At 61.2% G+C, this 24,925-nt stretch carries 19 protein-coding genes; 7 read left to right on the forward strand and 12 right to left on the reverse strand.

Annotated elements, in window-relative coordinates:
- Nucleotides 1-41: 41 nt before the first annotated feature.
- The 3 genes from FE781_RS03160 to FE781_RS03170 form a co-directional block, all read right to left on the reverse strand.
- On the reverse strand, nt 42-2,036 hold the full coding sequence (locus FE781_RS03160; RefSeq protein WP_138788185.1) for a peptidoglycan D,D-transpeptidase FtsI family protein: 1,995 nt from the start codon (nt 2,034-2,036) through the stop codon (nt 42-44).
- Nucleotides 2,033-2,773 (reverse strand): HAD-IA family hydrolase, encoded by a 741-nt coding sequence (locus FE781_RS03165; protein WP_138788186.1) that lies wholly within the window; start codon nt 2,771-2,773, stop codon nt 2,033-2,035. The genes FE781_RS03160 and FE781_RS03165 overlap by 4 nt, the downstream gene beginning before the upstream one ends.
- Nucleotides 2,774-2,899: 126 nt before the next feature.
- Entirely contained in the window at nt 2,900-3,313 is a 414-nt protein-coding gene (locus FE781_RS03170) for a hypothetical protein (protein WP_138788187.1), read from the reverse strand.
- Between the two features lie 200 nt (nt 3,314-3,513).
- Between FE781_RS03170 and FE781_RS03175 the strand changes: the two genes are divergently transcribed.
- Both FE781_RS03175 and FE781_RS03185 read left to right on the forward strand, forming a co-directional pair.
- A complete protein-coding gene (locus FE781_RS03175) occupies nt 3,514-4,755 on the forward strand; it encodes an MFS transporter (protein ID WP_138788188.1) in 1,242 nt (413 codons plus the stop codon).
- Nucleotides 4,756-5,131: 376 nt separating this feature from the next.
- Entirely contained in the window at nt 5,132-5,515 is a 384-nt protein-coding gene (locus FE781_RS03185; RefSeq protein ID WP_379252713.1) for a toprim domain-containing protein, read from the forward strand.
- A 31-nt stretch (nt 5,516-5,546) separates the two neighbouring features.
- On the opposite strand, the gene FE781_RS03190 is transcribed toward FE781_RS03185, so the two are convergent.
- The 5 genes from FE781_RS03190 to FE781_RS03210 form a co-directional block, all read right to left on the reverse strand.
- Entirely contained in the window at nt 5,547-6,470 is a 924-nt protein-coding gene (locus FE781_RS03190; protein WP_138788190.1) for an AEC family transporter, read from the reverse strand.
- A gap of 304 nt (nt 6,471-6,774) precedes the next feature.
- On the reverse strand, nt 6,775-7,395 hold the full coding sequence (locus FE781_RS03195) for an SCO family protein (protein WP_138788191.1): 621 nt from the start codon (nt 7,393-7,395) through the stop codon (nt 6,775-6,777).
- Between the two features lie 15 nt (nt 7,396-7,410).
- Nucleotides 7,411-8,379 (reverse strand): heme o synthase, encoded by a 969-nt coding sequence (cyoE, locus tag FE781_RS03200; RefSeq protein ID WP_138788322.1) that lies wholly within the window; start codon nt 8,377-8,379, stop codon nt 7,411-7,413.
- Between the two features lie 243 nt (nt 8,380-8,622).
- The gene (locus FE781_RS03205) at nt 8,623-9,759 is read right to left on the reverse strand and encodes a glycoside hydrolase family 88 protein (RefSeq protein ID WP_138788192.1); all 1,137 of its coding nucleotides are present in this window, start codon (nt 9,757-9,759) and stop codon (nt 8,623-8,625) included.
- 40 nt (nt 9,760-9,799) lie between these two features.
- Entirely contained in the window at nt 9,800-11,626 is a 1,827-nt protein-coding gene (locus tag FE781_RS03210) for a heparinase II/III family protein (protein WP_138788193.1), read from the reverse strand.
- 226 nt (nt 11,627-11,852) lie between these two features.
- Here FE781_RS03210 and FE781_RS03215 point away from each other — a divergent pair, with 226 nt between their 5' ends.
- From FE781_RS03215 to FE781_RS03235, 5 genes are all read left to right on the forward strand, one after another.
- A complete protein-coding gene (locus FE781_RS03215; protein ID WP_138788194.1) occupies nt 11,853-12,749 on the forward strand; it encodes a carbohydrate ABC transporter permease in 897 nt (298 codons plus the stop codon).
- Nucleotides 12,750-12,818: 69 nt separating this feature from the next.
- The gene (locus tag FE781_RS03220) at nt 12,819-13,607 is read left to right on the forward strand and encodes a carbohydrate ABC transporter permease (protein WP_211346293.1); all 789 of its coding nucleotides are present in this window, start codon (nt 12,819-12,821) and stop codon (nt 13,605-13,607) included.
- Between the two features lie 136 nt (nt 13,608-13,743).
- The gene (locus FE781_RS03225) at nt 13,744-15,120 is read left to right on the forward strand and encodes an ABC transporter substrate-binding protein (RefSeq protein WP_246068015.1); all 1,377 of its coding nucleotides are present in this window, start codon (nt 13,744-13,746) and stop codon (nt 15,118-15,120) included.
- Nucleotides 15,121-15,212: 92 nt separating this feature from the next.
- A complete protein-coding gene (locus FE781_RS03230; RefSeq protein ID WP_138788196.1) occupies nt 15,213-17,069 on the forward strand; it encodes a cache domain-containing sensor histidine kinase in 1,857 nt (618 codons plus the stop codon).
- Complete coding sequence (locus FE781_RS03235; RefSeq protein ID WP_138788197.1) at nt 17,062-18,678, forward strand: response regulator transcription factor; 1,617 nt, start codon at nt 17,062-17,064, stop codon at nt 18,676-18,678. Before FE781_RS03230 ends, FE781_RS03235 begins: the two co-directional genes overlap by 8 nt.
- Nucleotides 18,679-19,488: 810 nt before the next feature.
- Here the strand turns inward: FE781_RS03235 and FE781_RS03240 are convergent.
- From FE781_RS03240 to ureG, 4 genes are all read right to left on the reverse strand, one after another.
- Nucleotides 19,489-21,384: a DUF2264 domain-containing protein gene (locus tag FE781_RS03240; protein WP_138788198.1), complete on the reverse strand. Its 1,896-nt coding sequence runs from the start codon at nt 21,382-21,384 to the stop codon at nt 19,489-19,491.
- A gap of 130 nt (nt 21,385-21,514) precedes the next feature.
- The gene (locus FE781_RS03245) at nt 21,515-23,107 is read right to left on the reverse strand and encodes a copper amine oxidase N-terminal domain-containing protein (RefSeq protein ID WP_138788199.1); all 1,593 of its coding nucleotides are present in this window, start codon (nt 23,105-23,107) and stop codon (nt 21,515-21,517) included.
- 205 nt (nt 23,108-23,312) lie between these two features.
- Nucleotides 23,313-24,233 carry an urease accessory protein UreD gene (locus FE781_RS03250; protein ID WP_138788200.1) on the reverse strand — a complete coding sequence of 307 codons (921 nt, stop codon included), beginning with the start codon at nt 24,231-24,233 and terminating at the stop codon, nt 23,313-23,315.
- Nucleotides 24,226-24,912 (reverse strand): urease accessory protein UreG, encoded by a 687-nt coding sequence (ureG, locus tag FE781_RS03255; protein WP_138788201.1) that lies wholly within the window; start codon nt 24,910-24,912, stop codon nt 24,226-24,228. Before ureG ends, FE781_RS03250 begins: the two co-directional genes overlap by 8 nt.
- Between the last annotated feature and the right edge of the window lie 13 nt (nt 24,913-24,925).

Here is a 24,925-nt window from a genome sequence, read left to right on the forward strand (position 1 = left end):
GACATAAAGCGCGAGCGGCTAGCCGCAGCGGGAGACGGACGCTACTCCGTCTTCTCATCGTACAAGCCGATCGCCTTGTCGTAGGCTTCGAAGATTTTCCGCGCGATCGGCGCGGCGCCCCAGCTTCCGTAACCGCCCTCCGGAATGACGACGGCCACGGCAAGCTTCGGCTTGTCGGCCGGCGCGTAGGCGATAAACACGGCGTTGTCGACCTCTCCGGCGGACGTCATCTGCGTCGACGTGCCCGTCTTGGCCGCCACCGGGATGTTAAAGCCCTCGAACCCCTGCTTGTTGACGCCCAGCATTCCCTGATGGACGACTTCCCAGTACTCCTGGGGTATATCGATGGTGTCGAGCACTTCCGGCTCGAACGTCTTCACCGGCTCGAAATCGTAGGTGGTCATTTTCTCGACGAACAGCGGCTTCATGCGTTTGCCCCGGTTGGCGAGCGTGGCCGCGTATTGAGCGAGCTGCAGCGTCGTATAACGGCCCATCTGTCCCCAGGTGGCGCGCATGAGCACATTTTGCAAGCTGGACGCTTTGATCTCGCGCTGCAGCGATTCCATCGTCGTGCCCGTAATTTCGTTCGGGAGTCCGCTGCCCGTCGTCACGCCGAGTCCGAATTTTTTCAGATAATTGACGAACAATTCGAGACCGGCATCGCCTTTGTTGTAGAGCGGACGGCTGACCATGGCCATCATAAACGTGTTGGACGACACGGAGATCGCCCTCTGGGCGTTGATCGGCCCGTACGCTCTGCTCTCGGAGTTCCATACCGTCGTGTTGTCTCTGCCGTACGTGTAGTATCCGAGGTCGTTGTACTTGTCGTTCGGCGAGAAAAATTTCTCGTTCAGTCCGATCAGCACCGACAGCGGCTTCATGGTCGACCCGAGATAAACAAGCGAGGTCGGGTGCTTGTTGCGCTCCTTCTGATCCGGATAATTCGGATAAACCTCGCGGATCGTGCCGTTCGGATGCAGGTGCTGCGTCGCCTGGTACACATCGGGCTTCATCCCGCCCCGCCAGTCGTTCGGGTTGTACTCGGGGTAGCTGACCATGGCGCGCACTTTGCCGGTATGAACCTCCATCGCCACCGCGTAGCCGGTCGTGGCGTACGGAGCGCGCTCCCATTTGTTCGTCGATTTGCGGATTTTCTCCAGATGCTCCTCGATCGCCCGCTCCGTCTCCAACTGCACGTCTTCGTCGATCGTCAGGAACAGATTGTTGCCCTTGACGGGAGGCGTAATTTCCATCGAGCCGATAATCTGGGAGTGCGCGTTGACGGGATACGTCTTTTTGCCGTTTCTTCCGCGCAACTCCTCCTGAAACATCAGCTCCAGGCCGTCGTAACCGACGTCTTCCTTGTCCAGATAATCCTCGCGGTGCAGGATGTTTTCGTAATAGGCGCGCGTGCCCGGGTTGTTTTTGGCCGTATTGAAGGGACGCAGATACCCGACCAGTTGAACCGCGATGCCCTTCTCGTTATAACGGCGCATGCTTTCCTCCTCGACCTGAATGCCGGGCAACTCGTCCCGGTACCAGGCGAGATAAGCGATCTGCTCCTTGGTGAGATCGGACTTGATCCGCCGCGGCATGTAGCTCGGGGTAACGGGCTTGCGCAAATTTCCTTCGTAGTCGTAGTTGCAGTCCATGGCGGCCACGATGTCTTGCGGCGCCATGCCCAACACTTCGGACAGCCGGTCGGCGATCGCGATGATTTCTTCCTTGGGACGGCCGGAATCGTAATGGTAAAAGACCGATTGGGTGGACACGGAATCCGCGATCGGCGTCTCCTGCCGGGCATAGATGTTGCCGCGGATCGGCGGCAGCGAGATCGTACGGTGCTCTTTCTGCTCTTCCTCGGCGGCCAGCGTCGCGCCTTCGATGAACTGCACGCCCGCCAGCCTCACGATCAGCACCGAAAACAGAAGGAACGTAAAGAAGAAAAACATGTTCAAACGGAACGACAGTTGGCGGCGGCGCGCCGCCTCTTCGGCCTGAGGGTCGTCGCCCCCCACTTTGCCGTACCGGCTCATCGGTCGAACAGCTCCTTCAGCGAGCGGATGCCCTCGCCTTCATGGTAATCGTAGCGCAGAATGCGCACCGCGTCGATCCCGACCAGCCCCGGAGCATACACGTCGTTGATCTCGTGATCGCCGACGTACAGCACTTGATCCGCCGGCAGTCCCGACCGTTCGAGCGCCAGCCGGAATATCGCAGGATCGGGCTTCTCCAGCCCGACCTCCGTCGACACGATCATCGGGTCGAAATACGGGGCGAGCCCCTTGGCCTTCAGGATGCGCGGCAGCGAATCGGCGAAGTTGGAGATGACGCCGAGCCGGAACCCCCGCGAGCGCAGCTCGTCGAGCGTCTCGATCACGTCCGGAAACACGACGTAATGCTCGGGGGCGGTGAACACATCGTACAGGACGTGGCACCATTCGTGAATGACCTCCTCCGACGTGTGTTCCATCGCGCCCAGCTTCTCCAGCATGTGGCGGTACAGCGCGACCCAGAACGCCCGGTCCGTCTCCGGGGAGCATGCCGCGTATTCGTCGGGGCTGCGCCCGTAGTACAACTGCTTGTAGGCCGCCGTAAAATATTCGCCGATCTGCTCCTCGTCCCGGACAAAATCGAACCGGTCCAGCACCGTCTTCATCACGGCGTTCGCGTTCGGTATCGTCAGCAGGGTGTCGCCCACGTCAAAAAAGACCGCCCGGTATTCGGCCAACGGCTTACGGACACGGCCTGCGGTTTGGTTCGTATCGATCATGGTGTGTTTTCCTCCTGTCGGGGGACAGACCGGCGTCCCTTCCATGCCGGGCCGGCGGGAAACCGCCGTTTGCCTTCCGGCATAGATTAGACGCCCGATCCCGTCCCCGGGTTCAGCCGTTCGCGGTTACCCCTGATTTTTTTGCGCCTGCTCGATAAATGTTTGGACCGCGCCTTCCAGGTTCAGCGTAAACGACTGGCCCATATACGTGACCTTGACTTCGCTGGAGCCTATTTTGCCGTCGACCTGCACGCCTCCGGACGTCACCGTATACGTGCCGTCGCCGTTGTCCTTGTACGTCGCCTTGTCGCCCAGCATCCGCTTGACGGCCTCGTCCTTGAGCGAGCTCGCGATTTCGCCCCCGACTTCCTTGATCCGGTCGATATACGAGCCGCCGTACCAGAACAGCCCGGCCGCGATCGCCGCCACCAGCAGCCACTTGACCACCGTTTTGACGACATTCAGCACGATCAGCAGCAGCACCGCCGCTATGGCGACAACGTACCACCGATCCTGGAGAAACTCCATCCATTGATCCATATGCTCCCCTGCTTTCCTCCGTCGTTCGCTTTCATTCTTCCATTGTAGGACGCGGAGGGCGAATATTTCAACTTTTTCCGGAAAAAGAATGGCCAAGCCGGCGGTTGCCCGAAAGAGGCGGCGATACGGCGTCCGTCCATTTTCGGGGTACTAACCCCGTCCGATCGGGCGTACAAGTAGGTTAGGGGTGGTGATGGCGGGTGAAAACCGCGATATGGCTGTACTTATTCATGTTTGTGGCGATGTTCGACCTGCACGCGCAATATCCGATCCTGTCCCCGTTCGCTTTGTCGCTCGGGGCCGCGCCGTCGTTCATCGGCCTGATGATGGGCGTCTATTCGATCACCCATCTGCCGGGCAATCTGATCGCGGGCTGGATGACCGACCGGTTCGGCAGCAAGCCGCTGATCGTCGCCAGTCTGATCGCCGCCGGCTGCGCGCTTCTGTACCAGTCGACGGTTACCGATCCTTGGCAACTGCTCGTGATCCGCTCGATCTCGGGTTTCGTGCTGGCGTTCCTGTCGCCGGCCTGCCAGTCGATGCTCGCGAAGCTGGCCGACGACACCGTGCTGCAAGGCAAACTGATGGCCGGCAACGGTCTCGTCCATACGCTGGCCTCCGTCGTTTCTCCCGCTGCCGGGGCGCTCCTCGTCGCGAAAATCGGCTTCGACGCGACGTTTACGCTGTTGGGCTGGGGCCTGATCGTCACCGGCGCGCTGGCCGGCTTCGGCATCCCGATCGCGAAAGCCGCAAAAGCCGCTTCTTCGGGTGCCGGCGGCGTCGGGGCATCGGCTCCGGGCGAGCCCCGTCCCAAGGCCGGCAGCGGAGCGGCTCCGGTTGGCGCCGCGGACGATTTGGCGGCGGGCGACAAAGGATACGGCGGCTTGCCGTGGCTGTTTTTCCTGACCCCGATGGCCATCTCCTGCTCGCAAGGCATTTTGTTTTTCGAGCTTCCGCTGATGAAGGTGTCGCAGGATTCGATCCTGGCTTCCGGCATCCTGTTTTCCATGGTGAGCCTCGGGGCGCTGTTTACGCTCAGCCTGCTGTTCCTGCAGCGGTATTCGCCCCATCGGCGCACGGTCGTCGGAGCGCTTGGCCTGGCTCTCGTCTTCTTCGGGCTTGCGGTCGACTGGCCCGTGCCCCTGATGTTGAGTCTGGCCTTGGTGGGCGTCGCGAAGGGGCTGATCTTCCCCGCCATGTCGACGCTGCTGATTACGCTGACGAGCGAGAATCGTTACGGCCGCGTCTTCTCGCTGCTGTCGATCGCGCTGTCCGTCGGCGCGTTCCTCGGTCCGACGCTGGCGGGCCGCTTCCGCGACGACGTATCGCCTTTTATTCTCGCCTTCGCCGCGCTCATGATCGCCCTGGCCGTGCTGCCTCCTCCCCGCAAACGGCGCGCGCCCGGCCCCGCGGGTTCGTCCCCGCGCCATATCTTGCACTAAGCGACGCCCGCCGAGCCGGACAAAGCACAAGTAGGTAAATCCCCCTTTTCGCCTGCCTATGGGTATATACACAATCCGCTCCCTCCCCGTGCCATACAATATAGTGTCATGACCGCACCGGTCGGGGAAGGAGTGAAGCAAGATGTCGCATGGCGCTGAATTTGGAGGCATCCTCTGGGGCGGGGTCGGGATTATCCTGGTCCTCTTTATCCTGTTGGTTATCGTCCTGAACTAACCGCTTGCGGCCTTCAGCCGCTCGTTTGGCTGAAGGCCGTGCCCGCGGCCTTCAGCGCGCTGTGTCCGCCTTCCGCTTCAGGCATCGGTTCCTGGGATATTTGGACCGTTTTCTCCCTTCGGATATAATGGGGTTTGACCCATGCAATCGATTGTGGAGGGATCGGCCTTGGCCTGCGCCATCATCGTAGAGGGAAAAAACGACCGCAGCCGCCTGAGACGGCTGTTGTCGGAGGACGTGCTGATTCTGTGCACATACGGTTCGTTAAGCGGGGAGCGGATCGAGAAGCTCCGCCGGGAGGTCGGGGACCGGGAACTGTATCTGTTTCTCGACAACGACGCCTCCGGCCGCAAAATCCGCGGACTGCTCCGCGACACGTTTCCCGATGCGGTCCAAATCTACACGCGCCGGGGATACGCGGGCGTCGAGGGCACGCCCGACGAATACATCATTCAGCAGTTGGAAAAAGCCGGGCTGGAGGAGTTTATCATCTACCCCGATCCGCCCGGAAACCTCATCTATTAGCCGTCCGCCGGACAAGCTCCGCACGCGCCCGTCAGCCGACGTATTGGAGCAAGTAGATCACGATGGTGACGGTAAATACGCTGAACAACGTCGAGGCAAACACCACCTGCGAAGCGAATTCGGGTTCGTTGTCGAATTCGACCGCCAGCAGCACGCTGCTGAGCGACGTCGGCACGGCGCAGGAGAGCACCAGCGCTTGGGCCGTCGTCCCCTGAATGCCCAGCAGGAGCACGACGAGAAAACCGAGCAGCGGACTGACGCACAGCCGAAGCGCGTTCGACAGCAGCACGTCCGCGAGCCGCAGCGACCAATTCATGCTGCCGAGCTGAACGCCCAGCGTGACGAGCGCCGTGACGATAAATCCGCTGGCGATGTAATTGAGGGGAATCCAGATCGGCTCGGGCACGGGAATATCGAATACCCGCAGCAAGATCACGAACGGAATGACGTAAATCGTCGGCAGCGACGCGATCGTGCGCAGCGTCTGCCGGAGTGTTTGTTTATGGGCGTTCACGCTGTATACCCCGTAGGTGTTCGGTATGAGATTTTGCATCATCATGATGATGATCTGAATCGACAGCGTAAACGGATCGTTGACGAACACGAGCTGATTGAGAGGGATCGCGTAGTTGGCGCTGTTGTAGAACAGGACGCTGTTGCGCATCGCGCTGCGCATGCCGGGGCGGTACCGCCGCAACCGTACGACGATCTCCACCACGACAATAAGCGCGATAAAAAAGATAGAGAAAAACAGCAGCACTTCCAGAATGACCTCAAACGACAGCGACGAATTGTACAGCATAACAAACGCCACGCCGGGAGAAAACAAATAAAAATTCAATTTCGACAACGTCTTGATATCCAGCTTGAAGGCGCGCTGCAGCAGCATGCCCAGCCCGATCATAATCGTCAGCGGGATGACGTTGTGCGTCAGGATATGCAGCAAAGTGGTCATGGACTGTCTCTCCTCCGGGAGCAAACTTCCTCCATTGTAGGCCACGGCCGCCCGATTTGTACAATGGCCAAAATGGGCGATTTCTGCATGGAAGGGCGGTTAAACACGCTTGTGCACACGTTAACATGGAAGATTGGACAAATGCTCGCGTTTTTGTGTTCCGCCCCCCGCCGCAACCGCCCGCGCCGTCCGAATCGGGAAGCGCTTCCGACGACGCCGGCGCCCGGCAAATAAAAAACCCCGCAAGGAGCGCCCCTGCGAGGTCCATTCCGGCCGATCACAGCCCGGCCGTCGTCCGATTCGGTCAAACCTTTTCTTCCGCCAAAGCTTTCAGCGCCTTGACGGCGTCCTGCATCTCGAATTCGTCGTCGACGACGAAATACTTCCGGATCATGTCCTTCTTGTCCACCAGCACGTACATGTTGTAATGGCCGAAGTTTCCTTTTTCGTCCTTGATGACGCTGACCATGTACTTTTTGGCCAGTTCCGCCATCTCTTTCTCGTCCGTGCCGGTCAGAAAGTTCCAGGCTCCCGGCACCGGATTAAACGGCGCCGAGAACTCCTTCAGCCGCTCCGGCGTGTCCCTCGCGGGATCAAACGAGATCGAATTGATCACCACTTGACCGCCGAGCAGCCCTTCCTTCTGCAATGCGGTCTGCAGCTTGGACAAGGTGAACGTCGTCTGCGGACACACGTCCGGGCAGTGGGAGAAGAAGAAATAGTACAACCGCACTTTGCCCTGGCCGTCCGCAAACTTCACGGTCCGGCCGTTTGCGTCCGTCAGCGTGTAATCCGCGGCCGGACGGGGATTCGGCAGCCATTCGATTTGATCGCCCTTCAAATATTTGCCGCCGACCACCCACAGCGCGGCAAGCACAAGCGCGGCCGCCGCCAGCTTAAACCAATGCTTCTGCAAAAAAGCCATGTCCGCTTCCTCCTGTCAGCCGATCCGTTCGAACGGTATGCTCGGCGTAGCGCTGACGAAGTTCGTATCGATCACCATGACGAGGAACAGCAGCGTCAGATAATTGATGGAATACACGAACATCTTGCGCGCCCACGCTTCGTCGTCCTGCGCCTGGAAGCCGCGCAGCGTCATCACGACCCAGATCATGCCGAGAATCGTCGCCGCAATGACATAAATCTCGCCCACGTATCCGTAGAGGTAAAGCAGCAGCGATCCGGGCACCAGCATAATCGTATAGCGCATCATCGCCAGCTTGGTCGCATGGTTGCCCTGTACGACCGGCAGCAGCGGATAGCCGGCGGCGCGGTACTCTTCCTTGCGGCGGATGCCGAGCGCCCAGAAGTGCGGCGGCTGCCACAGGAACATGATCAGGAACAGAATCCAGGCGCCCGCTCCGAGTTCGCCCGATACGGCCGTAAAGCCGATCATCGGCGGGATCGCGCCCGAGATGCCCCCGATGGACGTGCTGTACACCGACGTGCGCTTCAGCCACGCCGTGTACACCCAGACGTATACGAGCAATCCGGCGAAGCCCAGCAGCGCGGCGAGCGGATTGGCCAGCAGATAAAGCACGCCGAGTCCGACCACACCGAGCGTGATGCCGTACCACATCACGACGCGGGGCGAGATGGCGCCCCGGGCGGTCGCGCGTTTTTGCGTCCGGGTCATCAGCTTGTCGAGATCCCGGTCCAAATAGTTGTTTAATACGCAGCCCGACGCCATCACCAGGGCGCTGCCGAGCAGCGTCCACAACAGCAGCAGAAAATCGATGCGTTCGCCCGTTTGTCCGGAAGCTATCCAAAAACCGCCGAAGACGGTGATCGAATTCGAAAATAAAATGCCCGGTTTGGCCAACTGGTAAAAGTCTCTCCAGGTCGGCTTGCGGGATTCGGCCGACGGCTCCGTGTGTTCCCGCGCCACGGTTCCCGCATTCGAAGCCATGTCGACGGCCAACGATTTATCCAAGGCAAGTCACCCCCACATGTCTGCTCAAGCAACGCTCGGCGCGTTCTTGATCTCATCCATCATAACAACCGCCGATACGTTTGACAACCGGCCCCGGACGAAGTTCATCAAATTGTCGAGAGGGTCGGCGGACATAAGCCGGACAGACGATCAGCTATAGGATGGGCTTGCCCCGGACCGGGTTATTCCAAACCGGCGGAAACAGCGCCGGGCCCGCACTTACCAGAACAACTCGCGCGAGCCGCGCAGCTTGGCGATGCCTTCGGAGAAATAATAGTCGCCGTAAATAAGCGGCACGTCCACGTTTTTGCGTTCGGGATAATGGCTCGTCCCGTGCAGGATCAACCCCTCTTGAGCAGGGTCGTTCCACGCGCCGTAATTTTCGTACAGCGAGCGCAGGATGCGCTCGCCCGCGTCGCGGTACAGCGCCGATTCCGGCTCCGGCACCTGCTCGGCGATCAGCAGCAGGCCGCTTGCGGCGCAGGCACCCGCCGAGGAATCGCGATACGACGGCACGTCCGCCGGAATGCGGAAATCCCACACCGGCACGTGGTCGGCGGGCAGGTTGGCGAGGAAGAAATGCGAGATCCGTTTCGCCGCATTCAAATATCGCTCGTCGCCCGTATACCGGTAAGCCAGCGCAAAGCCGTAGATCGCCCACGACGTGCCGCGCGACCAGGCCGAATGCTCGGACCACCCCTGGCCGCCGGCCGCTCCGACGCGCTCGCCCGTCTCCGGATCGAAGATCACAATGTGATACACCGAGCCGTCCGGCCGGACGAAGTGCTCCAGCGCCGTGTCCGCGTGGGCCCGGGCCGCATGCGCGTACCGCGGGTCTCCCGTCTCCCGCGACGCCCAGAACAACAGCGGCAGGTTCATCATGCAGTCGATGATCGCCCAGCCTTCGTTGCGATCGCCCTCCCGCCACGGATTCCACGCGCGGATGAACCGTCCCCGAATATTAAACCGGCCGAGCAGCAGGTTCGCGGCCAGCAGCGCGCGGCGGCGGCTGTCGGCTTCGCCCGTCACCTTGTATCGCGCCAGGCTCGTCAGCGTCCACATGAAGCCGATGTCGTGGTCCAGCCGCTCGTAGCCGAGCACCACTTCGTCCAGCGCCTTCTCGCATTGCTCGGCATACCCGCGCAGCCGTCCGTCCGCGTCCTCGCCGTCCCGCACGAGCAGCCACAGCAGCCCCGGCCAGAAGCCTGCCGTCCACCAGGAGGCGGGCTCCAGCTTGTATTGTCCGTCCACGCTCGCGTGCGGAAAGTTCGCGCCGATCCGCCTGCTCGTGCGCGCCACCTTGTCCGCGATGTCCCGCCAGGCGCGGTCCTCCCACCGCTTCGTCTCTCCCGTCATCGTGTTTCCTCCTCGTCGTTTCGTTTCTTCTCCGCCGCTTTCAGTCCTCGAATTGCATCTCGAACCGCAGCGTTCCCCGTTGTCCGGGCGCGTTCAGGCGGAAGTCCAATTCGTAATAGACGCTTCTGCCGCCGAAGTGGTCGACGAAGGCGGCTTCCCGCACCGACGGCTCCAGCAGCGACGCGTCGAACCGCAGGCGCAGCGCGGCGCGGCCTTCCGGTCCCGTCAGACGGAACTCGCCGTCCGCCGTCCGCTCCGGACGGGCAGGCGTCACGAACCGCTCGACCACACTGTCCGGCGCCGCGCTCATCTCGTAGCGGTCGCTCAACCGCAGCGCGGGCGGCTGCGCCGTCTTGTCCCACTCGAACCGGCGCACCCACGACTTGAGCCCGTCCGCATCGTATGCGCCGGCGATGTCCATCTCCAGCGTATCGACCGCAACGCCCTCGCCCGCTTCCGCCCGGAGCACGCGCGCTTTGCGCGAACGTCCCGGCTGCTGGAGCGCCCCGCCGACGATCGGCACGGAGTGGCCCTGCGAGCCGTTGCAGGCGTATTCGTACCGGCGTTCGCCGAAATAATCCGCCGTGTACATGCCGCAGCCCAGATCGTGCAGCACCGTCTCGCCGTCCGTATGCAGCAGGAAGTGGCCGAGGTCGTTGTGGTTGTGCGGCTCGTCGTTATGCCCGCCCTTCGCCGCGAACGCGTACGTCCGCCCACCGGCGGCGAGGCGAGAGACCAGCCACTGGGCGTCCGGCATATACCGGCTCAAGTCGGGCCAGCCGCCGCTTCCTCCGGCCTCCGGTGCCGTCCAAACGAGATCGCGGAACGCGTGCGCCCAACGGCTGCAGGGGTCGTCCGTGTAACGGGCGTACAGCTCCGGGCCCGGAACGGGCAAACCCTCGAACACGCCCGCCAAATAATGCAGCAAGCCCGGCTGCACGCGGTATTCCGGAAGCGCGTCCGAGAAGTTCGCCACGGCCGCGCCGCTCAGGAAGCAGATTTGCGGGAACGCCGCGATCTTCCCGATCTTCGGCAGCGAGAACAGGTCGAGCCGGCCCCCCGTCGCCTTGCCGAGCAGATCGGCGAAATAAACGAAAAATCCGAAGCCGTAGGTCCAATACCCGAACCCCTCCGGACAGACGCCGTCGTCGCTGTATCCGTCCAGGAAGCTCGACATCGCCGACAGCACCCGGTCGACGACGGCCGCCAGCTCGTCGCGGTCGTCCAGCAGATGGAGCGCCGCCGCTCCGACCGAACCGGCGCATACGGCCGCCCAGTTGTGCGTCGACCGCTCCCACGCCCACGGACCGCCGTACAGGTACGGCTCCAGCACGCGGCGGCGCACTTCGCGCCGGGCCCGGACGGCGACGGGCTCCGGCAGCAGCGGCCCCGCCAGGCTGACGATCTCGGCCAGCGCGAACGCCGTCTCGGCCGCGAACAGATCGACCGTGAGCGGGTCGTTCTCCCGGATATGGGCGGGCAAGCACCAGGAATACTCGTCGCAGATCAGCCAGACGATATCGGCCAGCTCGCGGGCGTGCGCCTCTTCGCCGGGTTCCAGCCACGCCAGCAGCGCGTACGTGTTCAGCCGCCTCCGCCGCTCGAAGTAGGGGCGCTCGTATTCGAGCCGCGTTCCCTGCTCCTTGAACAGCTTGAACAGCGAATACGGCAGCGCGGGAGCCTCCGTCTCCGACAGTCTGCGCGCTTCCGCGCGGATCGCGTCCAGCATCGGCCGGTACGCTTCGCCCTCCAGAATGCGGCGCCGGCACGCCGCCTCCCCTTCGCCGCGAATCGTCAGGCAGCCTCCGCCATCCTTCGCGTCCAGCGCAAGCCGGATTTTTTCCATGCCGATGTTCCAATGATTCAAACCGGTTCCCCTCCCGGATCGGACTTCAGCCTCGGACCCTGCTGACTCTACTTTATAGGGCCGGCGCTTCCGGCGCCATGCATTATTTTTACGCGTTGGCCTCTTATTTTTACCCGCCAAGCGAACGAGTCAAAATAGTTGCAGATTGATCAAGATACTGTTAAGAAGCGGACGGAGGGATTGCCTATAATGTAAAGCATCGCAAAACCAAACCGAGGTGAGCTCCATGAAACAAGGCACTGGCAAACTCCGGCTGAAGGAGGAGCTGGCCGGCTGGCTGTTCGTCGGTCCGATGCTGATCGGCGTCACCGTGCTGACGCTGATTCCGATCGTCGCCACGTTTTTCCTCAGCTTTACGGACTGGAACTTTGTCGCCGGCTTGGACGGACTCAAGATGGCCGGCTTCGACAATTTCACGAAGCTGTTCCGGGACGAGGTGTTCCTCAAGTCGCTGCGCAACAACGCGATTTTCCTGCTGACCGTTCCGGTCTATATGGCGCTGGCGCTGCTGCTGGCGGTATTAATCAACAAGCGCGTCTATTTCAAAAGCTTCTTTAAAGTCGTGTACTTCATGCCTTACATCTCCAGCGTCGTCGCGGTCGCCATCGTCTGGCAAGTGCTGTTCCACCCGTCCTCCGGGCCGGTCAACCAGTTCCTGCGCTCGATCGGCTTCAACCAACCGCCGATGTGGATCGCCGACCCGAACTGGGCGCTGGTCTCGGTTATGATGATCTCCGTCTGGATCTCGATCGGCTTCAACCTGATCGTCTATCTGGCCGGTCTTCAGTCCATTCCGAGGGATCTGTACGAAGCCGCCGACATCGACGGCGCGGGCGGCTGGGCGAAATTCACGAACATCACCCTGCCGATGCTGTCGCCGACGTCGTTTTTCCTGCTGGTCACGGGCATCATCTCTTCGTTCAAGGTGTTCGACCTGATCGCGACGCTGACGCAAGGCGGCCCGGCGCGTTCGACGTCGGTGATGGTGTGGTATTTGTACGAGACGGCGTTCGTCAATCTGCGCATCGGCTACGCTTCGTCCATCGCCGCCATCCTGTTCCTCTGCGTGCTGGCCATTACCGGCCTGCAGTGGATCGGCCAGAAAAAATGGGTCAACTACTAATCCGTGCAGAAAGGAGACCGGCTCGTGACCGAACGCATCGATATCCGCAAGCTGCTGCTCACCGCCGTTATGTTCGCGTTGGGCATCCTGTTCCTGCTGCCCTTCATCTGGATGCTGTCGTCGTCGTTCAAACCGGAGCAGGACGTGTTCAACTACCCGATCGAATGGATTCCGAAGCATTGGAACGCAATCGCCAACTATAAGGAAGTCTGGATGGGGAACCACCCCTTCTCCGCGTATTACTGGAACTCGATCAAAGTTTCGCTGCTGACGACGCTGCTGTCCTGCCTCGTGTCGGCGCTTGCCGCTTACGGCTTTTCCAAGGTGCAGTTCTCGGCCGGCCGCTGGCTGTTCCTGATCGTGCTTGCGACCTACATGGTGCCGCAGCAGGCGATTCTCGTGCCGCAGTTTATTTTGTACCGCTGGGTCGGCTTGTTCGACAGCCATCTCGGCCTGATTCTGCTCGGCAGCTTCAGCGTGCTGGGAACGTTTATGCTTCGCCAGTTTTTTATGGGCATCCACAACGAATATATCGAGTCGGCCAAAATCGACGGCGCGGGCCACTTCCGCACGTTTTTCACGATCGCCTTGCCGCTGGTTCGGCCGGCCGTCGCCACCTACGCGATCCTGCGCTTCATCTGGACATGGAACGATTACCAGAACCCGCTGATTTTCCTGCGGACCGACAAGCTGTATACGATTCAGCTCGGCATCCAGAAATTTTCCAGCATCAACGGCGAATTTTACTCGCTGATCATGGCCGGCTCCGTATCCGCCATCCTGCCGCTGCTGATTATTTTCATCATCGGCCAGAAAAACGTCATCGAAGGCATCGCGCTGGGCGGGGTCAAAGGATAACAGGATTTCGATCACAAACATGTAAAAAAATTTTGGTTTCGGTAAATATTATCGCATCTTTTTGCTTTCGCGGCTTGTTATGATTCTTCTCGGTTGGAACGCACTCATTTGAGAATGATCTTCGGGAGGGGTTCTTGTGAACGACAAAAAGTGGGTACTGGGATTGGCGGCGGCCATGATCGCCGCGTCCGCCTTGACCGCTTGCGGCTCCAATGACGACGGGGAAAGCTCTTCCTCGCCGACAGCAGGCGCGAACAAGGAGCCGGTTACGCTCAAGCTTCACACGTACGGCAACGAGCAATCTTACAACTGGAAGAAGACGATCGCCGCTTTCGAGCAAAAATACCCGAACATCAAAGTGGAAGTAATCGGCCTGAGCGAAAAAGGAGATACGCAGGAAGCGACGAAAAAGCTCGATCTCGCGGCCGCTTCGGGCGAACAGATGGACATCCTGATGTTCAGCGATGCCGCCGCTTACGCGCAGCGCGTCGGCCTTGGGATGGTCGAGCCGCTTGACCCTTTCCTGCAAAAAGAAGGCGTCGATTTTGCAAGCGAATACAAAGTCGACACGCTCATGAACGGCAAATATTACGCGCTGCCGGGCAAGTTCAATCCGTGGTACGTGCTGCTGAACAAAACCCACCTGAAGGAAGCCGGTCTGGAAGTGCCGAAGGACTGGACCTGGGACGAATTCATGGACTACGCCAAAAAGCTGACGAAGACGGAAAACGGCAAAACCCGTTACGGCACGTATTTCCACGGTCCGCAAAACGGCGGCTGGCTCGAATTCATGAAGCTGGGGCTCGTCAATCAGGAAGAGAACGCGGACTTCCTCAAAGCCGACGGCACGTCCAACCTGGACAGCCCGCTGTTCCGCAAATCGGTCGAGATGCGCGTGAAGATGGAGAAGGAGGACCAATCGGCGACGCCTTATGCCGAGATGCTGTCGCAGAAGCTGCATTACCGCGCGCAATTCTTCAACCAATCCACCAGCATGATCGTCATCGGAAGCTGGATGAACACGGAGCTGGGCGGCACGGATCAATTCCCGCTGAACTTCGAAGTCGCGGTTGCGCCGATTCCGAAAAACTCGCCTTCCGACCCGTCCGGATTCGCTCCGGTCACGACCGACTACATGGCGATGGCCGCGAAGTCGAAGCATAAGGACGAAGTGTACACGTTCCTGCGCTGGTATACGACCGAAGGCCAGATCGTTCAGGCGAAAAACGTCCCGTCCTGGAAAAAGGTATCGAACGAAGACTTGGCCCAACTGATCGACACGATCCTGAGCGGCACGAAGACGCCGGAGAAAGTCGACAAAACGTCGCTGATCGCCGTGCTGTCCGGAGCCAAATCGTCCAAGATCATTCCGCCGGTTACGTTCCAGGCGGAGATCTACAAAGCGATTAACGAAGAATTCGAGCTGCTCATCCTCGGGAAGCAGGACATCGACACGATGATCAAAAAATCGCAGGAGCGGACGCAAAAACTGATTGACGCCAACAAAAAATAATTCAATAGTAGAGCAAGGGGGCGGATTCCCGCCCTCTTTTCCCGTTATGCCGCAGCGCCGGCCGCAATCCCGCACGAAAAGGAGGCCAGCCCATGAGACCCTTCCGCCTGCGCGCCTACTCCGGGCTTTCGTTCCGGCAGAAGCTGATCGCGGTCTCCGTTGCCTGCATTCTGCTGCCTACCTGTCTGACTCTGGCGGTGTCCGGATATTTGACCCGCGACGCGGTCAAGGACCAGGCCGTCTCCAACGCGCAGGAATCGCTCGCCCTGGCGGACGGCTACGTCTCCAATCTGCTGCAATACATGCTCTATGTCGCCAACTATATCCAGAACGACTCCGAGATCAACGCCACGCTGAAGGCGCTGGCGTTCGGCAACGGCGGAGACGAGCTGAGCGAACGGCTCCGGCTGCTCAGCAAGATCGACAACATCTCCAGCGTGGGCGAGCAGGTGTTCGTGACGATTCTGCAGCCCGACGGCCGGTATTTCACCAGCTATCCCGTCTACGAATATGACCCCCGCTTGCTGTTCGAGGAGCCCTGGTTCCGCGAACTCCGGACCTTTAGCGGGCTCAGCACGTATTGGGCGAAGACCCGGCCGACCGTATACATGACCGAAAAAACGAATCACCCGTACCAGATCTCGATCGGCCGGACGCTGCGCATCGGCTCCGATGCCTCGCAAATTTACGGCTACGTCGTGGTCACGATGCTCGAAAGCCGCATCAATAAAATATTCCGGAACCTTGCCGTCGGCCAGGAGATGATGCTGGTCGACGAGGAAGGCCGGATCTTATCCCACAAAGATCCGCATCGGATCGGCGAACGGCTGGAGTATCTGCAGGCCGCCGACGGAAACTCGAACGTGCTGGAGCTGGACGGCGAGCGTTATTTGCTGACGCGGCGCCCGATCGCCTACGGCGGTTGGGAGCTTGTCTCGCTTTTGCCCTACGGGCAGGCCACCGCCAACATTACCGGCATCTTCAACAGCGTGTTTCTGCTGCTGATCGTCCTGTTCTGCCTGTTCCTCATGCTGCTCGTCTATCTCATCCAGACGTTCACCAAGCCGCTCGTGAAGCTCGGCCGTGTCGCCGCTTCCGTGCAGCGGGGCAATCTGGACGTGCGCTCGGGCATCCGCAGCCGGGACGAGATCGGCTCCCTGGGAGCGTCGCTGGATCAGATGCTCGACCGGGTGGGAGAGATGATCCGCGAGATTACGCTGCAGCAAGCGCGCAAACGCAAAGCCGAGCTGGACATGCTGCAGGCGCAGATCAACCCGCATTTCCTGTTTAACGTGCTGAATTCGATCCGTATGAAGGTGCTGCGCAAGGGGGACCGCGAGAGCGCCGAGATGATCGCCTCTCTCTCCAAGCTGCTGCGCATGACGATTGAACGGAACAAGGAAATGATCACGCTGCACGAGGAGATCGAGATCGCCGCCGATTACGTCCTGCTGATGAATATGCGCCAGAAGGAGAAGGCCGAGCTGCGCCTGGACATCTCCGCCGACGTGTTCCTGCAGAAGGTTCCCCGGTTCATGCTGCAGCCGATCATCGAAAACGCGATGATTCACGGCTTGCAGCAGGGCCCCGGCACGATCGGGGTAACGGCGCGGATCGAAGGCGACACCGTCGAGATCGTGGTCGAGGACGACGGCGAGGGCATGTCCGCCGAGACGCTGGAGCGGCTTCGCGCGGACGTCTCCCGCCGGCCGGAGCTGTCCGGGGGCGAACCCGGCGGGGTCGATGAAGCCGACGGAGCTGACGGAGCCGGGGAATTGCCGGGGGCCGAGCACCGCGGATTTTCGAGCATCGGCTTGCGCAACGTCAGCGAACGGATGGCGATCATCTTCGGCGCCCGGTTCCGCATGACGATCGACAGCGAGCCGGGCCGGGGAACGCGCGTCGCCATGTCGATCCCGCGACAGGAGGTGCAACGGAACGATGTATAACGTCATGCTGGTCGACGACGACTATCCCGTGCTGGAGCTGCTGTCCGAAGCGATCCCTTGGGAGGAGCTGGGCTTGGCCTTGAGCGGCACGCTGGAAAACGGCGAAGCCGCGCTGGAGCGGGCCGACGCCGAGGGCGCGCCCGACATCCTCATCACCGATATCGGCATGCCCCGCCTGAACGGCTTGGAGCTGATCAAGGCGCTCAAGGAAAAGCGGCCGGCAATGAAAGTGGCCATCCTCTCTTGCCATAACGAGTTCCACTACGCGCAGCAAGCGCTCAAGCTCAACGTGCAGGATTATATATTAAAGGAAACGCTTGATCCCGCGGATCTGATCCGGCTGCTGAAGCAGTTCCGCGCGGAGCTGGACCAGGAGCGCCAGATGGACCGCCACCGCCGGCAGCTTCAGCATCTCGTCGACCGCAACCGGATGGAGCTGAAGTCCCGCTTCATCCGCAAGACGGTCCGCGAGCCGATCCTCCGGAAGGACGAGTGGTTTGCGGAAGCGGCTTCTTACGGCTTGTCGCTCGAAGGGGGCGCCTGCCTGCCCGTTCTGGGCGCGATCGACCGTTACCCGGACGCCATCCGCCGTTATTTGTCCGGCGACGTGCTGCGGTTCGCCGTGGACAACGTCCTGGAGGAGATGCTGCGCGAGGCGGACCCGCGGGGCGTTCATTTTTTCTACGACGACAGGCGGTTTGTGCTGCTGTTCCCCCACCTGCCCAGCCTCAAGGTGAATATGTACGACCGCGCCGCAGCCGTCGTCCGCAGGTTGCAGGCAGCCCTCTGCCGGACGATTCGCGTCTCGTATGCGTTCCGCATCGGCGATTTGTGCGCTTCGCCCTCCGAGTTGAAGTCGTCGCTGCATGCCCTGCTGGACGACAACGGCCAGCGCTTTTATATGGCGGAAGGCGCGATCGAACGGATCGGGAGGATCGAATTTTCCCGGGACGATCTCTATTCCTGGTATGCGCAGGCCAGCGAGGAGTTCCGCGACATGCTGATCGACAAGCGGACTTCCGCCGTCGAGCCGACCGTCGCGAAGTGGATGTCCTTTATCCGGGAGCGCCAATTCCCGCCCGACACGGTGAAGGATTGGACGCTCAAGCTGCTGCTGGACCTGAAGCTCAAGCTGCAGTCGCTGCAGCAGTTCCGTTCCTACTACACGGTAGACGTGCTGCACAAGGAAATTCTGGAGATGGACTCGCTGGCGCAGCTTCAGGACTGGCTGATCGCGTATTTCCGCGAGGCGGTTCCCGTGGCGGGAGGCATCCTGGAGATGAGCACCCGCAGCGAGGTGCTGGATGCCCAGCACTACGTCTCGCAGCATCTGCACAAGAAAATCGCACTGGAGGAGATCGCGGGGCATCTTCACTTGAATCCGAGCTACTTCAGCCGGCTGTTCAAGAAGGAGACGGGCGAGACGTTTATCGAATACGTCACGCGGATGAAGATGGAGCGGGCCAAGGAGCTGCTCGATCAGACGAATCTCTCCGTCAACCGCATCTGCGAGATGCTCGGCTACGACAATCAGAGCTACTTCATCAAGACGTTCAAGAGCGCGACCGGCCATACGCCGTTGGAATATCGCGGACGCCAGAAGAAGTAGCAAAGCCTCCGAAGCGCCGCATAGGCGCAAATGAAGAAGGGGCTGTGTGCGCGCAAACGAAATGGCGGTGCATGGGTTGGCCCGTACACCGCCATTTCTTGTCCCGTCTACGGCCGATTTCTTGCGCAAGCGACCGGCAGGCGACTGCCATCCGGCCTCCAAGTTCGCCTTTGGCAGCCGTCGCGGCCGAAAGCACCGCATTCGTCGAAAGCGCCCCAATCGCCGCATTCGCTGCAAACGCCGCATTCGCTGGCCTTTTATTTGTTTACACATACTCCCGGGCTCCTGTTTTTATCGGTTGGCCGGCTGGGGCGGGCGTAGCAATAATTTTTATCGCTACAGCCGAAAATTTGCCGCCCTCCGTCGAGATTAGCGATACCAAATATCGTTAATGGCCCGATTTTCCGGTTTTTCGAGCCAACTGCTGGACGATAGCGATATTTTGTATCGCTATTCGCATACGGAAGCCGCGGTACGGCCTTGATAACGATATTTTTTATCAGATAGGATGCGCAAAGGGACGTCGTGCCACCGCCCCATGTTATTCCCTGCCGCCGAAAGAGGATGCAGACTGTGAAATATGCCGTAAGCGTTTAAATGGCCGCAGCGTCGGATTGGGCCGCAGCCATCGAAGTTGCCGTAGGCGTCGAAAATGAACCGCAGACATCGAAGTAAGCGCCGCCCCCGGCTCTCGCAAATGGCCACCGCTCTCCGAACGTTTTCTCCGTTCCGGAGCCAAAAAACAAGAGCTGTCTCTCCAGGTTCGTTTACGACCTGTTGAGACAGCTCCTTTCTCGCGTTCGAGAGCGCTTAGGACGGCTGACTCGAACCGGAGCGAGTATCCGGATGCTCTTGCGGCAGGCGGACCCGCAGGACAGGCTCGTCTCCGTCTCCAGCGTATACGAGCAGTTCGCCGTCCCGCTCGACCGCGCGCGGGGCGTCCTCCAGCCTTGCGGACGATGTCCCGTTCCCCGGCATGCCGCATACCGCCGTTGCGATCACCGCGATGCCCGGCGCGACGGACGCGCGTACGCTCGGGATCACGGTCCGCGGATGCAGGAGGTTGGTATTGGCGTTCGGGTATACGAGATCGGCCCGGCCGTCGCCGTACAGACAGGCGATACCGCTCGTTCCCAGCGCGTTGGACGCGAATGCCGAACGCACGTCTTCGCCGCGTCTCAGATCAAGCCGCCCCGCGTCGATGCCCAGCGCGAATCCGCCGTCGGCCGCGTCCAGCCGGCGGGCCGTGGAGATGCGATGCACCCGGACATGCCAAGGGATGCCCGGCACGAGCCACGTCTCGACCTCGACATCGGCCCACGGCTTCCAGCGGGCATACAGGACGCCGCCGTCGATGCGGGTCTCCTCGCATTTGCGTTTCACCCGGTACAGGTGATCCCCTTCGCTCAGCGCGAGCATGGAATCGAACGCGCCTTGCGCCAGTCCCCATTCGGCTCTCGGGACGCTGAAGCCGAACGCCGTGGAGTAGACGAACTTCTCGTATTTGGCGGAAGTGTGCGTATGCTCGTTCGTGGACAAGTGTCCCGTGTTGAAGGCCAGGACATGGGACGAATCCGCCGGCCGGCAGACGACCAGATGCGCGGCCTTCTGCTCGACGCATCGCTCCAGTTGCGGCAGCTCCGTCTCCTCCGCCGTCCAGAACGGATGATCGTCCGGAAGCGCCAGCGGCAGGAAACTTTTCAGCGCCCAATAAGGAGAGCAAGGCGAATTGTAGTTTTCCGCCATAACCAGATTCGGATAGGCGTAGCCGATCGTCAACGTGCCGTCCGGCTGGAAGATCGGCTGGGCGAACCACCAGCGCAGATTGCGCAGAATCAGCCCCTTTATGACGCCCATCGGATAAGGCTCGACGCCCGCGTATGCCAGCGCGCTCCAGAACGCGGACTGCGAGAAGCGGTACGTCAAGCTTCTGCCGTACGGAAGCCCTTGTCCGTCCGCGGCGAACCAGTGGATAAACGACTTGGCGAACGCCGCCGCTCTGTCCTTGTACAGACGGGACCGCCCCGGATCGTCGTCCTCCATCAGCTTCGCGTAGAGCAACCCGTAGTAATGGAACGCAAACGGCACGTAATAATCGCTGTGGCCGCCCGCCCCGTCCGCATACCAGCCGTCTTCCAGATAAAATCGTTCCAGTTCGTCCAGCGTCCGTTCCATTTTGCGCCGGTCGTGGGGAAGACCCGCTTTTTTGAATCCCATCTGCACCATCACGCGGAAAAACAGCCAGTTGCAATCCCACAACGCGCGGTCGGTGATCTGATCCAGCCATTTGTGCAGCCGTTCCAATTCGCCGCCGGTCAGCTCGGCCTTGATTCGCTCCGGGATCAGCGCCAGCGCCAATCCGAACGCGGCCATCTCGACCAGCCGCTGATCGTAGTCGGCCGCATCGCCCCAATACTCCGGATGAGCCGGGTCGGGGCCGTGGCGAAGGCCTTGCGCGAAGCGCTCCCAAGCGAAGGATTCGCCGCCGCCGGCGATTAGCGGCACGAGTCCCCACAGGACGCGCGAGAACCCTTCGAGGCCCGCGACGTCGGCCGAATAGCTTGTTCCGGTATGGCCGAGGCATAAACGCGCCGATCCCGCGCTGTAATAGGGCTGAAGCGGATCAACAAGCTGAGCGAACGCCAGCCGCATATCGTCCTTCGTCCGCAGCGGATTGCGGGCGATCGGCAAATCCCATCGTTTCATCGTGTCTCGCTCCCCATGCGTCATGTCCGATGACCCGATTATACTTCATTTTTCCGCCGCGGAACCGCCATCGCGCCAACAAGTCAAGATAGCGGACGAATGGATCAAAATAACGTTATCGCCCTCGGTTTCAATACCGGATAATCGTGATCGTTTCGGTTTCTTCGTCCCAGATCGTCTCGAAGCCGAACGCGTCCGCCAGCGACTTGAGCGGAGCGTATGTCGTTCCGTCCCGGATCACGGCCGGAAGCGCCAGCCGATAAGGCTTGCCGTTCAGCAGCGCCTCGCCGCTGCCGGCGTAAAGCTCCAGGACGCTTTCCGTCCGGGGGTCGGTGACTGTTACGGTCCGTTTGTCCGGATTCCACGCCACGCTCATGCCGAGGCGGTCGGCGAAGCCTGTGACCGGAACCATCGTCGTCCCGTCTTCGATGTAGGGGACGGTGAAGTCGGGATTGTACGATTTGTCCGGCAGGAAGAAATAGAAGGACGCCTCCTGCTTGAACGCGTACAAATCGTTTTTCAGCACGTCGTACAGCAGGCTGTTCTCGTCCAGCAGTCCGGACGCGTCGTCCAGGTCGGCGACGGACACGGCCCCTTCGGTCTCCGGCTCGCCGGCTTTAACCGCGCCGCCGACGTTCCAAGTCTCCATCGAGCCCGTAACGCGAATCGCCGATACGCCGTCCGAGCCCGCTCCGTCCGGAGCTTTCAGCGTCAGATCGTAATTCGTCTTGCGGATGTGCAGATTGCGGTCCACGTACAGCTCCGCCTTCAGTTCGGTGCCTTTGCCGAACGGCAGCGACGGATTGTTCTCCGAAGCGCCCAACTCCGACAGAACAAGCGCCAGACCGGCCTTGATCGTCCCGTGCAAAAATTCGACGGCGACTTCTTTGTCGTTCAGAAGCGCGTTCATCCCGCCGCCGAACACGTCGAGGCCCAACTCTTCATCCTCCGCGTCCTCGTCGGCCGCCGCGGCATCGAAAACGGGTTTCAACGCGTCATAGTAAAGGGCGATCACTTCCTTCATGCCCTGGTCGTCCTGCGCGAGCCGGAGCAGGAACGCGCGCAGCAGCTTCTGCAATTCCTCCAGGCCGATCTCCGCTTGCACCTTGTACAGCGGCAAGTTCTCTCCGTGCACCGTGCCGTTGACCGGCTCCGCCGTCAGCTTGCCCGGATTCGGCAGGTTGCGCACGACAAACCCGGCCAGCGCCTGCTGCAGCTCCTTGTTTTGCAGGAGTTCTCTCGCGTCCTTGCCGCCGCCCAGCGGGCCGATCCCTCCGTCGAGCAGGCTTGCGGCCGTCCCAAACCCAGCCGTCTCGTCCAACTCCAGCAGAAGCGGCTTGGCGACGCCTTCCGCCGACAGCGAGACCGCCTCCGGCGTCACCGCCAGGCGAAACGGAATTTTGCCTTTGGCAAGCGCGAACGCGCCTTCCGCCGACAGATGCCGCTCATCCTGCTGCTTGACGTGGGTCAGCTCCAGCGTGATGGGCAGCAGGCGCTTCAGCCCTTCCAGCTCTTTTCTTGTCTCGGGCGTCACATCCGCGTCCTCGTCGATATCCATGTCGATAGTCCAACTGCCGCTTGCCTCCAGCGAGGTTGCGGTCGCGGATTTGATCCACGCTTGGTTCAGGTCGAGTCCGTTAACCGATTGACATCCCGCCAGCGCCAGCATGGCGGCGATGCTTGCCCATACAAGCCACTTGCTCCAGAAACGTCTTGATGCCATCCTGCATGCTCAACTCCCGGTTTTATTTGTGTTTTGCCTGGAGTATTCTTTCGACGCGCATGCAACTATTCCCTTTATTTTGCCAACATGTGATGAACGGGCCGCTTCCGGCGGTGGCAAGTCGATTTTTTCGACTTGCTACGAGCGGGGCAGCCCTCACGCGGCCGCCAACGCAAAAAAGCAGGCCGGCGGATGACATCTGCCGTCATCCGCCGGCCTGCCCGGCTCGGTCCGAGGCCGGGCGCCCCTGCCCCAACTCCCGCGTCAGCTCCCCGCGCAGCTCCGACCAGGCGGCGGCGAGCGCCGCGCGGATCTCCCACGCGTTGGTGCCGAGCGCCTGCAGCACCAGCCCGCGCCGCTCCAGCGTGCTGGCGCCCGCCAGCAGGCGTCCCGCCGGCTCGACGGAGCGGCTCGCGCCGGCGATGCCGCCGGACGGCGGCGGCATGCTGCCGGGCAGCAGGCCGCTGACGCGTTCGGCGGCGCGGTGCAGCCACTCGCCGTGCTCCGGACGCAGCCGGTCGGAGAAGATCCACAGCGAGCCCATATGCGTGAAGCTGCCCCATACGGCGGGCGAAGTCAGATGCTGGCGGGCCGGCTCCATGCGCTGGCGGCTGCAGTAGATCGTCCCGCCGGACGGGTCCGTCACGGTCATGCGGCTGTCGAACCGCTCGTACCGGAACGTCTCCCCGCGCAGCGAGCGGCCCGGACAGACCACGTCCATCATCACAGCCGCCGCGCCTTCCGCCAGTTCCAGCGTGCATTCGCTGTCGAGGATCGCGCCGTCGTACAGCATCAGCGGCTCCGGCATCCATTCCAGCAGCGCGCCGCGTTCGACCTTGAACCTCAGCCGCTGCACGCTCGGACGGCCGCCGGACGGATGCACCTTCGTGAACGACTGGCTCCCGACCTTGACGGAAGCTTCCGGACCGATCTCCCACGTCTGCTCGTACCGGTCGCCCGCCATCATGCCCGGCGAGCAATCCATGACGATAACCCCCGCTTGCCCGCCGGCCAGCTCGAACGTCTTGGCCAGCTTGAGCGGCGACCGTGCGAAGCTGGCCGCCAGCTCCGTGACGCGCCCCCGCTTGACGAACCGCGCCCGCAGCGCCGCAACCGTCTCAGGCATGGACGTGTTCTCCGCTGCGCATTTCCGCTTCGATCCACGACGTCAGCCGATCCAGTCCTTCCCCGGTGAACAGATTGGTGAACGTATACGGGCGCGATCCGCGCATCCGCAGCGTATCCTCCTCCATCACCTGCAGGCTGGCTCCGACATGCGGCGCAAGATCGATTTTATTAATGACGAGATAATCCGAGCGCGTAATGCCCGGACCGCCCTTGCGCGGGATCTTCTCCCCTTGGGCGACGTCGATGATATAGATGAACCGGTCCACCAGCTCCGGGCTGAAGGCCGCCGCCAGATTGTCTCCGCCGCTCTCGATAAAGATCAGGTCGAGATCGGGAAAACGCCGCTGCAGCTCATCGACCGCTTCGAAGTTCATGGATGCGTCCTCGCGGATCGCGGTATGCGGGCATCCGCCCGTCTCGACGCCGATAATTCTCTCTTCGGGCAGCACGCCGGTGTTCAGGAGAATACGCGCGTCTTCCTTCGTATAAATGTCGTTCGTGATCACAGCCACGCTGAATTTGTTCTTCAACGCGGCCGACAGCTTCTCCACGAGCGCCGTTTTGCCGGAGCCGACCGGACCGCCGATGCCGATGCGCACCGCCCGGTCCCGCCGCTTGGCGATCGCGGGCGTCTCCCATTCGTGATGATGATGGTGATGATGGCCTCCTTGGCACATCTAACATTCCTCC

Source organism: Paenibacillus thermoaerophilus (assembly GCF_005938195.1).
In the GTDB taxonomy this organism is placed as follows: Bacteria; Bacillota; Bacilli; order Paenibacillales; family Reconciliibacillaceae; genus Paenibacillus_W; species Paenibacillus_W thermoaerophilus.

What these genes read in the sequence shown, in the direction of transcription:
- FE781_RS03160 (WP_138788185.1), bottom strand. Translation starts at nt 2,036, where the DNA reads ATGAGCCGGTACGGCAAAGTGGGGGGCGACGACCCTCAGGCCGAAGAG.
- FE781_RS03165 (WP_138788186.1), bottom strand. Translation starts at nt 2,773, where the DNA reads ATGATCGATACGAACCAAACCGCAGGCCGTGTCCGTAAGCCGTTGGCC.
- FE781_RS03170 (WP_138788187.1), bottom strand. Translation starts at nt 3,313, where the DNA reads ATGGATCAATGGATGGAGTTTCTCCAGGATCGGTGGTACGTTGTCGCC.
- FE781_RS03185 (WP_379252713.1), top strand. Translation starts at nt 5,132, where the DNA reads ATGCAATCGATTGTGGAGGGATCGGCCTTGGCCTGCGCCATCATCGTA.
- FE781_RS03190 (WP_138788190.1), bottom strand. Translation starts at nt 6,470, where the DNA reads ATGACCACTTTGCTGCATATCCTGACGCACAACGTCATCCCGCTGACG.
- FE781_RS03195 (WP_138788191.1), bottom strand. Translation starts at nt 7,395, where the DNA reads ATGGCTTTTTTGCAGAAGCATTGGTTTAAGCTGGCGGCGGCCGCGCTT.
- cyoE (WP_138788322.1), bottom strand. Translation starts at nt 8,379, where the DNA reads ATGGCTTCGAATGCGGGAACCGTGGCGCGGGAACACACGGAGCCGTCG.
- FE781_RS03205 (WP_138788192.1), bottom strand. Translation starts at nt 9,759, where the DNA reads ATGACGGGAGAGACGAAGCGGTGGGAGGACCGCGCCTGGCGGGACATC.
- FE781_RS03215 (WP_138788194.1), top strand. Translation starts at nt 11,853, where the DNA reads ATGAAACAAGGCACTGGCAAACTCCGGCTGAAGGAGGAGCTGGCCGGC.
- FE781_RS03220 (WP_211346293.1), top strand. Translation starts at nt 12,819, where the DNA reads ATGTTCGCGTTGGGCATCCTGTTCCTGCTGCCCTTCATCTGGATGCTG.
- FE781_RS03230 (WP_138788196.1), top strand. Translation starts at nt 15,213, where the DNA reads ATGAGACCCTTCCGCCTGCGCGCCTACTCCGGGCTTTCGTTCCGGCAG.
- FE781_RS03235 (WP_138788197.1), top strand. Translation starts at nt 17,062, where the DNA reads ATGTATAACGTCATGCTGGTCGACGACGACTATCCCGTGCTGGAGCTG.
- FE781_RS03240 (WP_138788198.1), bottom strand. Translation starts at nt 21,384, where the DNA reads ATGAAACGATGGGATTTGCCGATCGCCCGCAATCCGCTGCGGACGAAG.
- FE781_RS03245 (WP_138788199.1), bottom strand. Translation starts at nt 23,107, where the DNA reads ATGGCATCAAGACGTTTCTGGAGCAAGTGGCTTGTATGGGCAAGCATC.
- FE781_RS03250 (WP_138788200.1), bottom strand. Translation starts at nt 24,233, where the DNA reads ATGCCTGAGACGGTTGCGGCGCTGCGGGCGCGGTTCGTCAAGCGGGGG.
- ureG (WP_138788201.1), bottom strand. Translation starts at nt 24,912, where the DNA reads ATGTGCCAAGGAGGCCATCATCACCATCATCATCACGAATGGGAGACG.